The following is an 8,138-nucleotide window of genomic DNA, read 5'->3' on the forward strand; positions in this document are numbered from 1 at the left end:
ACTTTGACATATTTTGTTTCATTTTTGTGTGCTTTTCGATCTATACTCGATGAATGAACATTCATTCATTGATCGACAGGAGGTCATGTGCCCGAACATACAGTATCCGATAAACGTCTAAAGATATTATCTGCGACTGAGATGCTGATTGCTGAACATGGATTTCAAGGGCTCTCTATGCAAAAAATTGCGAAAGAAGCAGATGTCGCTGCAGGAACTATCTATCGTTATTTTAAGGATAAAGACGATCTTATTAGTGAACTCAGGTTATTTGTTACACAGCGTATGGCTGATGCTATTCAAGCTAACGTTTCACCTGATATGCCACTTAAGGTTCGCTATCGCACAATGTGGCTGAATATTTGGCAACTTGCCAAGTCAGACAGCAGTGCGCTTAAAAATCGTATTCAGTATGAACTATTAGCAGTGAAAGATAATAAAGCCGCTCAAGAAGTAGAACGAGAGATGTTTTACCTTGTCGATGAATTTTTTAAGGAAGGCAAAGAACAGGGATTATTTAAGCCGTTAGATAATTTTATTTTATCAGGGCTGAGTTTAGAGGTGAGCATCTCCTTAGCGAGAAAGCGCACCTTATATTGTTATCAATTGGATGAAAAGGCTGTCGACACGGCGATTGAAGCCAGTTGGGATGCGATCATACAACACTAATTTGGAGCTAGTAACAAATGAAGAAGTGGACTTTTTTTATGTTACTTATTGCGCTGGTACTTTTTGGTAGCGTGATAGGTTTTAACCTTTTTAAGCAGCAGAAAATTGCTGAATACATGGCAAATCGCCCAGAACCTGAGTTTCCAGTCACCATTATAGAAGCACAACCTGTCGACTGGGTTCCGGTTATTGAAGCGATTGGTTTTATTGAACCTAATCAAGGGGTAACACTGACCACAGAAGCAAATGGGGTCATTGATAAAATTTCATTTGAATCCGGCAGCACAGTAAAAGAAGGGCAAGCGCTTGTTGCTCTTGATTCTGATGTAGAGAAAGCCAATTTAAAAAGCTCTGAGGCTCGCTTACCTGCCGCCAAAGCAAAATTCTTACGCTATCAAGGTCTTTATAAAAAAGGCTCAGTTTCAAAAGAAGCCTTTGATGAAGCACAAGCCAATTACTACTCCCTCTCTGCTGATATCGATAGCCTAGAAGCCACGATTGATCGCCGAGAAATTAAAGCGCCATTTTCTGGTATTACTGGTATTCGTAATGTCTTCCTTGGGCAATATCTACAACCAGGCACCGACATTGTTCGCCTAGAAGACACCAGCATTATGCGCCTGCGCTTTACGGTGCCGCAAAATGAAATATCCCGCATTCATGAAGATCAGCAAATTGATATTTTTGTTGATGCTTATCCTGATCAACCATTTAAAGGCTCGATCAGTGCCATTGAACCAGCGGTTAATGTGCAAAGTGGTTTGATCCAAGTTCAAGCGGATATTCCCAACAACACCGGGTTATTGCGCAGTGGTATGTTTGCGCGTGCCAATATCATCCTGCCAACCATTACCAACCAAGTAACCCTGCCTCAAACTGCGATCACATTCACTCTCTACGGTGACAATGTGTATATTTTACGTGAAGAGGATGGTGTGCAGCGCGTAATACAGCAAGTGGTTAAAGTGGGTGAACGTACTGAGAGTATTGCTCACATACTAGAAGGTGTTGAGCCTGGCGATGTTGTCGTGACATCAGGTCAAGTTCGTTTAAGTAATCAGTCTAAGGTTCGTGTTGTCGAAAGTAATGCAACGACACCACCAACTGAAACACCAATGCTGTAATTGGAGGAATCATGCGCTTTACTGATGTTTTTATTAAACGTCCAGTTCTGGCGATTTCAATCAGCTTTTTGATCGCGTTGCTTGGCTTTCAAGCAATCTTCAAAATGCAGGTTCGTGAATATCCAGAAATGACAAATACGATCGTCACCGTTACCACCAGCTATTATGGTGCTAGTGCCGATCTCGTCCAAGGTTTCATCACGCAGCCATTGGAACAAGCCGTTGCTCAAGCGGATAATATTGATTATATGACCTCACAGTCAGTACTGGGTAGTTCGACCATTACGGTCAACATGAAACTCAATACTGACCCCAATGCGGCACTATCGGATATATTAGCCAAGACCAACTCTGTGCGATCTCAGTTACCGAAAGAAGCTGAAGATCCAACCGTAACGATGTCGACAGGCTCAAGTACTGCCGTTATGTATATCGGTTTCACCAGTGATGAGTTATCGGCTAGCCAAATTACCGATTACCTTGAACGAGTCGTGAATCCGCAACTGTTTACGGTCAATGGGGTATCAAAAGTTGATCTGTATGGCGGGATAAAATACGCCTTACGTGTATGGCTTGATCCTGCCAAAATGGCGGCGTTAAACCTAACAGCAACCGATGTTATGACGGTTCTTAATGCCAACAACTACCAATCGGCAACGGGTCAATCGATCGGTGAGTTCGTGCTCTATAACGGTAGTGCGAACACGCAGGTGACCAATACTGATGAGCTAGAAAAGTTGGTGGTGAGAACCAGTCAAAATGGCGGCTCGATTGTGCGCCTTGGCGATATTGCTAAGGTTTCACTGGAGAAAAGTCATGATGTGGTTCGCGCTAGTGCCAATGGTAAGCAAACGGTCGTTACGGCGATCAATGCCGCGCCAAGTGCTAACCCAATCAATATTGCGGCTGATATTCTGCTTCTTTACCCTGATCTTGAACGTAATTTACCAAGCAATATCAATATGAACATTATGTATGACTCTACGGTTGCGATTAATGAATCGATCCAAGAGGTTATACATACCATCGTAGAAGCGGCACTGATTGTATTGGTGGTGATCACGCTCTTCTTAGGCTCTTTACGTGCGGTTATCATTCCGATTGTGACCATTCCTCTATCATTGATTGGCGTTGCGATGGTGATGCAGGTGATGGGGTTCTCATGGAACTTGATGACCTTACTGGCGATGGTACTGGCTATCGGTCTGGTGGTTGATGATGCGATTGTTGTCCTTGAAAACGTTGATCGACATGTCAAATTGGGCGAATCCCCTTTCCGCGCAGCGATTATTGGTACGCGAGAGATTGCTGTACCGGTTATTGCGATGACACTAACGTTAGGGGCGGTTTATGCGCCAATCGCAATGATGGGTGGCATAACAGGTTCGCTCTTTAAGGAGTTTGCGTTAACCCTAGCTGGAGCGGTATTTGTTTCTGGGATTATCGCCTTAACCTTGTCGCCAATGATGTGTTCAAAGCTACTAAAGGAAAATGCTCAGCCAAGTAAATTTGAGCAAAAGGTTCACAGTGTACTTGATCGCATGACGGGTCGTTACTCTAAAATGCTGCATGCCATCATGGATCATCGCCCGGTGATCATTGGCTTTGCTCTGATTGTATTTTTAAGTTTGCCGATGCTGTTTAAGTTCATTCCAAGTGAGCTTGCCCCTTCAGAAGATAAAGGGGTGGTGATGATGATAGGTACTGGTCCATCCAATGCTAACCTCGATTACCTTAGCAATACGATGGATGATGTAAGTGGTATTTTGATTACTCAACCTGAAATCCAATACGCTCAATCCTTTACTGGTGTACCAAACTCAAACCAATCATTTGGTATTGCTTCTATGGTGCCATGGAGTGAGCGAACGGCGAGTCAATCCGATGTCACCAACCGTATCAGTGGTCTATTGCAAGATATCCCAGGAATGTCGGTTACAGCCTTCCAAATGCCAGAACTTCCTGGTGCGGGTTCTGGTCTGCCGATTCAATTTGTTATTACCACGCCAAGCAGCTTTGAGAGCTTATTTACTATCGCAACAGAAATCTTAACCGATGTGAAAGCGAGCCCTCTTTTTGTCTACTCTGATTTGGATTTGAACTACGACTCGGCAACGATGAAGATTCAAATTGATAAAGATATGGCAGGGGCTTATGGCGTCACCATGCAAGATATCGGTATTACGCTAAGTACGATGATGTCTGATGGCTACGTTAACCGTATTGATCTCAATGGTCGTTCGTATGAAGTGATCCCTCAAGTTGAGCGTAAGTATCGCTTAAACCCAGAGTCGATGAATAATTATTACGTGCGTGCAAGCAATGGTGATGCGATTCCACTTGGTAGCTTAATCTCGATTGATGTGGTCGCTGAGCCTCGCTCTCTTCCTCACTTTAACCAATTAAACTCTGCAACGGTTGGCGCGGTACCTATGCCTGGCGCAGCAATAGGTGATGCGGTGAACTGGTTTGAGAACATTGCTCAAACCAAACTACCGGCAGGCTATAACCATGACTATATGGGTGAGTCTCGCCAGTTTGTGACTGAAGGCAGTGCACTGTATGTGACGTTTGGTTTAGCACTGGCAATCATCTTCTTGGTACTGGCGATTCAATTTGAGTCGCTGAAAGATCCATTGGTGATTATGGTCTCGGTACCTCTGGCAATTTGTGGGGCATTGATTGCGCTGGCTTGGGGAGCGGCAACCATGAACATCTACTCGCAAGTTGGATTAATTACCTTAGTGGGGCTTATTACGAAGCACGGTATCTTGATCTGTGAAGTGGCAAAAGAAGAGCAACTGCATAATAAGCTATCGCGTACCGAGGCGGTTATGGAGGCAGCGCGAGTACGTCTTCGCCCTATCTTGATGACAACTGCGGCGATGATTGCTGGTCTTATTCCACTGATGTATGCCACTGGTGCAGGTGCTGCTCAGCGCTTTAGTATTGGTATTGTTATCGTGGCAGGTCTTGCGATTGGTACCCTGTTTACTCTGTTTGTTCTCCCGGTTATTTATAGCTATTTGGCCGAGAAACATAAACCTCTGCCTATTTTCCTAGAAGATAAAGATCTAGAAAAATTAGCTCGCGCAGATGAAGCAAAAGCAGCGTGTCGTGAACACTCAGCAAATGCATAACTAAAAACGATTACTGTGTACTAAAAAGGCTACTTAGGTAGCCTTTTTTATTGCTACAGCTAGCGACTTTCCATTTTTAATTGCATAAAATAGCAACAAAGTAATAGGAGTTTACGCCACTATGTTTGATCCAAAGAAGTTAGAACAAATCGCTAAGCAGATCCACGATTCAATGCCACAGCCAGTGAAAGAGCTTGGCAACGATGTCGATCAAAAGGTTCGCCAAGTTATTCAAGGTCAATTAAATAAACTGGACGTGGTTAGCCGTGAAGAGTTTGATGTACAGACCCAAGTACTATTACGTACTCGTCAAAAGCTGACGGAAATGGAAGAAAAACTAGCAGCATTAGAAGCGAAGATTGCAGATAAGTAATCGCAGTTAGTCATGTTTTTATCGCAAACAAAAAGGCTTAGTCATACGACCAAGCCTTTTTTTATTCAGTCACTATTTTACGATGGATTAACCACCAACAGCGATTGTTTTCATGTCTGTCATGTAGCCACGTAGCTCTTCACCAATGTACTCTACTGGATGGTTACGTAGTGCTTCATTGACTGCGATAAGTTTTGCGTTATCAACTTGGTTTGATGTCTCACCTAGACCGCGACCAATCACGTCTGTCGCAACACTTGGCATGAACTTCTCACGCAATAGTGGTGTAGCAACGTTAGCAAATAGGTAGTTACCGTATTCAGCAGTATCTGAAATTACGACGTTCATTTCGTATAAACGCTTACGAGCAACGGTGTTAGCAATCAGTGGTAGTTCGTGCAAAGATTCGTAGTAAGCCGACTCATCAACAATACCAGATGCTGTCATTGCTTCAAATGCCAGTTCAACCCCAGCGCGAACCATAGCAACCATTAGGATGCCGTTATCAAAGTACTCTTGCTCAGCAATTTCTACATCTGATGCAGGGTAGTTTTCAAAAGCCGTTTCGCCTGTCTCTTCACGCCAGCCCAGTAGGTTCACATCATCGTTCGCCCAGTCTGCCATCATTGTGCTAGAGAAGTGACCTGAAATGATGTCATCCATGTGCTTGTTGTACAGTGGACGCATTAGATCTTTTAGCTCTTCTGATAAATCGAAGGCTTTTACTTTTGCAGGGTTAGATAGGCGATCCATCATGTGAGTCACACCACCAAACTTCAATGCTTCTGTTACTGTTTCCCAACCAAACTGAAGAAGTTTACCTGCGTAACCTGGTTCAATACCGTCTGCGATCATTTTTTCATAACAAACAATAGAGCCAGCTTGCAGCATGCCACATAGGATCGTTTGCTCACCCATTAGGTCCGATTTTACTTCAGCAACAAAAGAAGACTCTAGACAACCAGCGCGGTGACCACCAGTACCAGCAGCCCAAGCTTTTGCGATATCCCAGCCTTCACCTTGTGGATCGTTTTCTGGGTGAACAGCGATCAATGTTGGAACACCAAAGCCACGTTTGTATTCTTCACGAACTTCTGTACCTGGACACTTAGGAGCAACCATAACAACCGTTAAGTCTTTACGGATTTGCATGCCTTCTTCAACCACGTTGAAACCATGCGAGTAACCAAGTGCAGCACCTTGCTTCATTAGTGGCATTACCGTTTCAACAACATTGGTGTGCTGCTTATCAGGTGTTAGGTTGATAACAAGATCCGCTTCAGGGATAAGTGTTTCGTAGCTAGCTACTTCAAAACCATTTTCTTTCGCATTTTTGAAAGATTGGCGTTGCTCATCGATCGCAGCTTGGCGTAATGCATAAGCAACATTAAGACCAGAGTCGCGCATGTTAAGACCTTGGTTAAGACCTTGAGCACCACAACCTACGATGACCACTTTTTTGCCTTTTAGAAAATCGGCTTCGTTAGCAAATTCAGAGCGGTCCATGAAACGACAACGACCAAGTTGATCGAGTTGCTCGCGTAGGTTTAGGGTATTGAAATAGTTAGCCATGAGAATTATCTCCGTTATAAAACAGTCCATTAGGTCGATATCTTAGTATCGAATAACTTCATACTAAAACAGACAGACCATTGCTTAAAGTGATATATTCACAATTAATCATTGCGATAAATGCAACATGGGATTGATCTCAAAATGAACATCAAATATCTCCAGCTATTTATACATCTTAGTGAAAGCAAAAACTTTAGCCGTACCGCTGAAGGTATGCACATCAGCCCTTCTGCGCTTAGTCGTCAAATACAGAAGCTAGAAGAGAGTATTGGTCAGGCGCTATTTATTCGTGATAACCGCAGTGTCGAAATCACGCCAGCAGGGAAAAAATTATTGCCCGTAGCATTAAATATTGTCGCAGAGTGGCAGCACTTTCAGGCGCAAATGAGTGGTAGTGAGCAAGAATTAAAAGGTGAAATCCGCCTATTTTGTTCGGTAACAGCCAGTTATAGCCACTTACCTGAATTATTGTCGGAGTTCCGAGTCCAATACCCTTATATTGAGTTAAAGGTATCTACGGGCGATCCTGCTCAAGCGATTGATAAAATACTTAATGATGAAGCGGATATTGCCATTTCAGCTAAACCGGATATTTTGCCAGCTCGAATTGAGTTTGAAACCGTTAGTGAGATTCCACTTTCTGTTATTGCTCCGATTGGCGTCAGTAGCTTTGCTCAAGAGCTCAGTAATGATGTGATTGATTGGAAAAAGATTCCTTTTATTGTCCCTGAAGCTGGAACGGCACGAGAAAGGGCAAATGCTTGGTTTAAGAAAATGAAGATAACACCAACGATTTATGCTCAAGTCTCTGGTCATGAGGCAATCGTGAGTATGGTGGCGCTCGGTTGTGGTGTGGGTATTGCCCCTGATGTAGTGATTAATAACAGCCCGGTACGCGAAAAGATCCAGCGTTTAAAGGTCGCTTCTCTTAAGCCATTTAAATTGGGGATCTGTTGTAAGCGTTCGCAGTTGGATAACTCGCTCGTTAAAGCATTGTGGCGTGTCGCTGAAGGGAAATTCATCACCCCATAAATCATTTATGGCTGATATATCTATACGCCAGACGGCAAAAAGGCTCAACATTGCTGTTGAGCCTTCTTTAATATGGCAGGGGTGGAGAGATTCGAACTCCCAACACGCGGATTTGGAATCCGCTGCTCTGCCAGTTGGAGCTACACCCCTATCTACCTTTCGGTATTTTACATTTGCAAAAACCTCGCGTTAAGCGAGGTTTGCAAAATAAGTGGCGGAGTGGAC

Annotated in this window: 6 protein-coding genes and 1 tRNA gene; 5 read left to right on the forward strand and 2 right to left on the reverse strand. The window is 43.6% G+C overall.

The features are described 5' to 3' along the window. Positions 1–87: 87 nt before the first annotated feature. From BCU68_RS04160 to BCU68_RS04175, 4 genes are all read left to right on the forward strand, one after another. Entirely contained in the window at positions 88–669 is a 582-nt protein-coding gene (locus BCU68_RS04160) for a TetR/AcrR family transcriptional regulator (RefSeq protein ID WP_102563536.1), read from the forward strand. Between the two features lie 17 nt (positions 670–686). After that, positions 687–1,793, forward strand: coding sequence for an efflux RND transporter periplasmic adaptor subunit (locus BCU68_RS04165; RefSeq protein WP_102563537.1), 1,107 nt, complete (start codon positions 687–689; stop codon positions 1,791–1,793). 11 nt (positions 1,794–1,804) lie between these two features. Next, positions 1,805–4,933, forward strand: a complete 3,129-nt coding sequence (locus BCU68_RS04170) for a multidrug efflux RND transporter permease subunit (RefSeq protein ID WP_102563538.1) — start codon at positions 1,805–1,807, stop codon at positions 4,931–4,933. Positions 4,934–5,054: 121 nt separating this feature from the next. After that, entirely contained in the window at positions 5,055–5,306 is a 252-nt protein-coding gene (locus tag BCU68_RS04175) for an accessory factor UbiK family protein (RefSeq protein WP_102563539.1), read from the forward strand. A gap of 87 nt (positions 5,307–5,393) precedes the next feature. On the opposite strand, the gene ilvC is transcribed toward BCU68_RS04175, so the two are convergent. Next, positions 5,394–6,878 carry a ketol-acid reductoisomerase gene (ilvC, locus tag BCU68_RS04180; protein ID WP_102563540.1) on the reverse strand — a complete coding sequence of 495 codons (1,485 nt, stop codon included), beginning with the start codon at positions 6,876–6,878 and terminating at the stop codon, positions 5,394–5,396. A gap of 144 nt (positions 6,879–7,022) precedes the next feature. On the opposite strand from ilvC, the gene ilvY reads away from it, so the two are divergent. Continuing rightward, entirely contained in the window at positions 7,023–7,913 is an 891-nt protein-coding gene (gene ilvY / locus BCU68_RS04185) for an HTH-type transcriptional activator IlvY (protein WP_102563552.1), read from the forward strand. Positions 7,914–7,986: 73 nt separating this feature from the next. Here ilvY and BCU68_RS04190 read toward each other — a convergent pair. Beyond that, positions 7,987–8,063, reverse strand: a tRNA-Trp gene (locus tag BCU68_RS04190). Between the last annotated feature and the right edge of the window lie 75 nt (positions 8,064–8,138).

Source organism: Vibrio sp. 10N.286.49.B3, assembly GCF_002873395.1.
GTDB lineage: Bacteria > Pseudomonadota > Gammaproteobacteria > Enterobacterales > Vibrionaceae > Vibrio.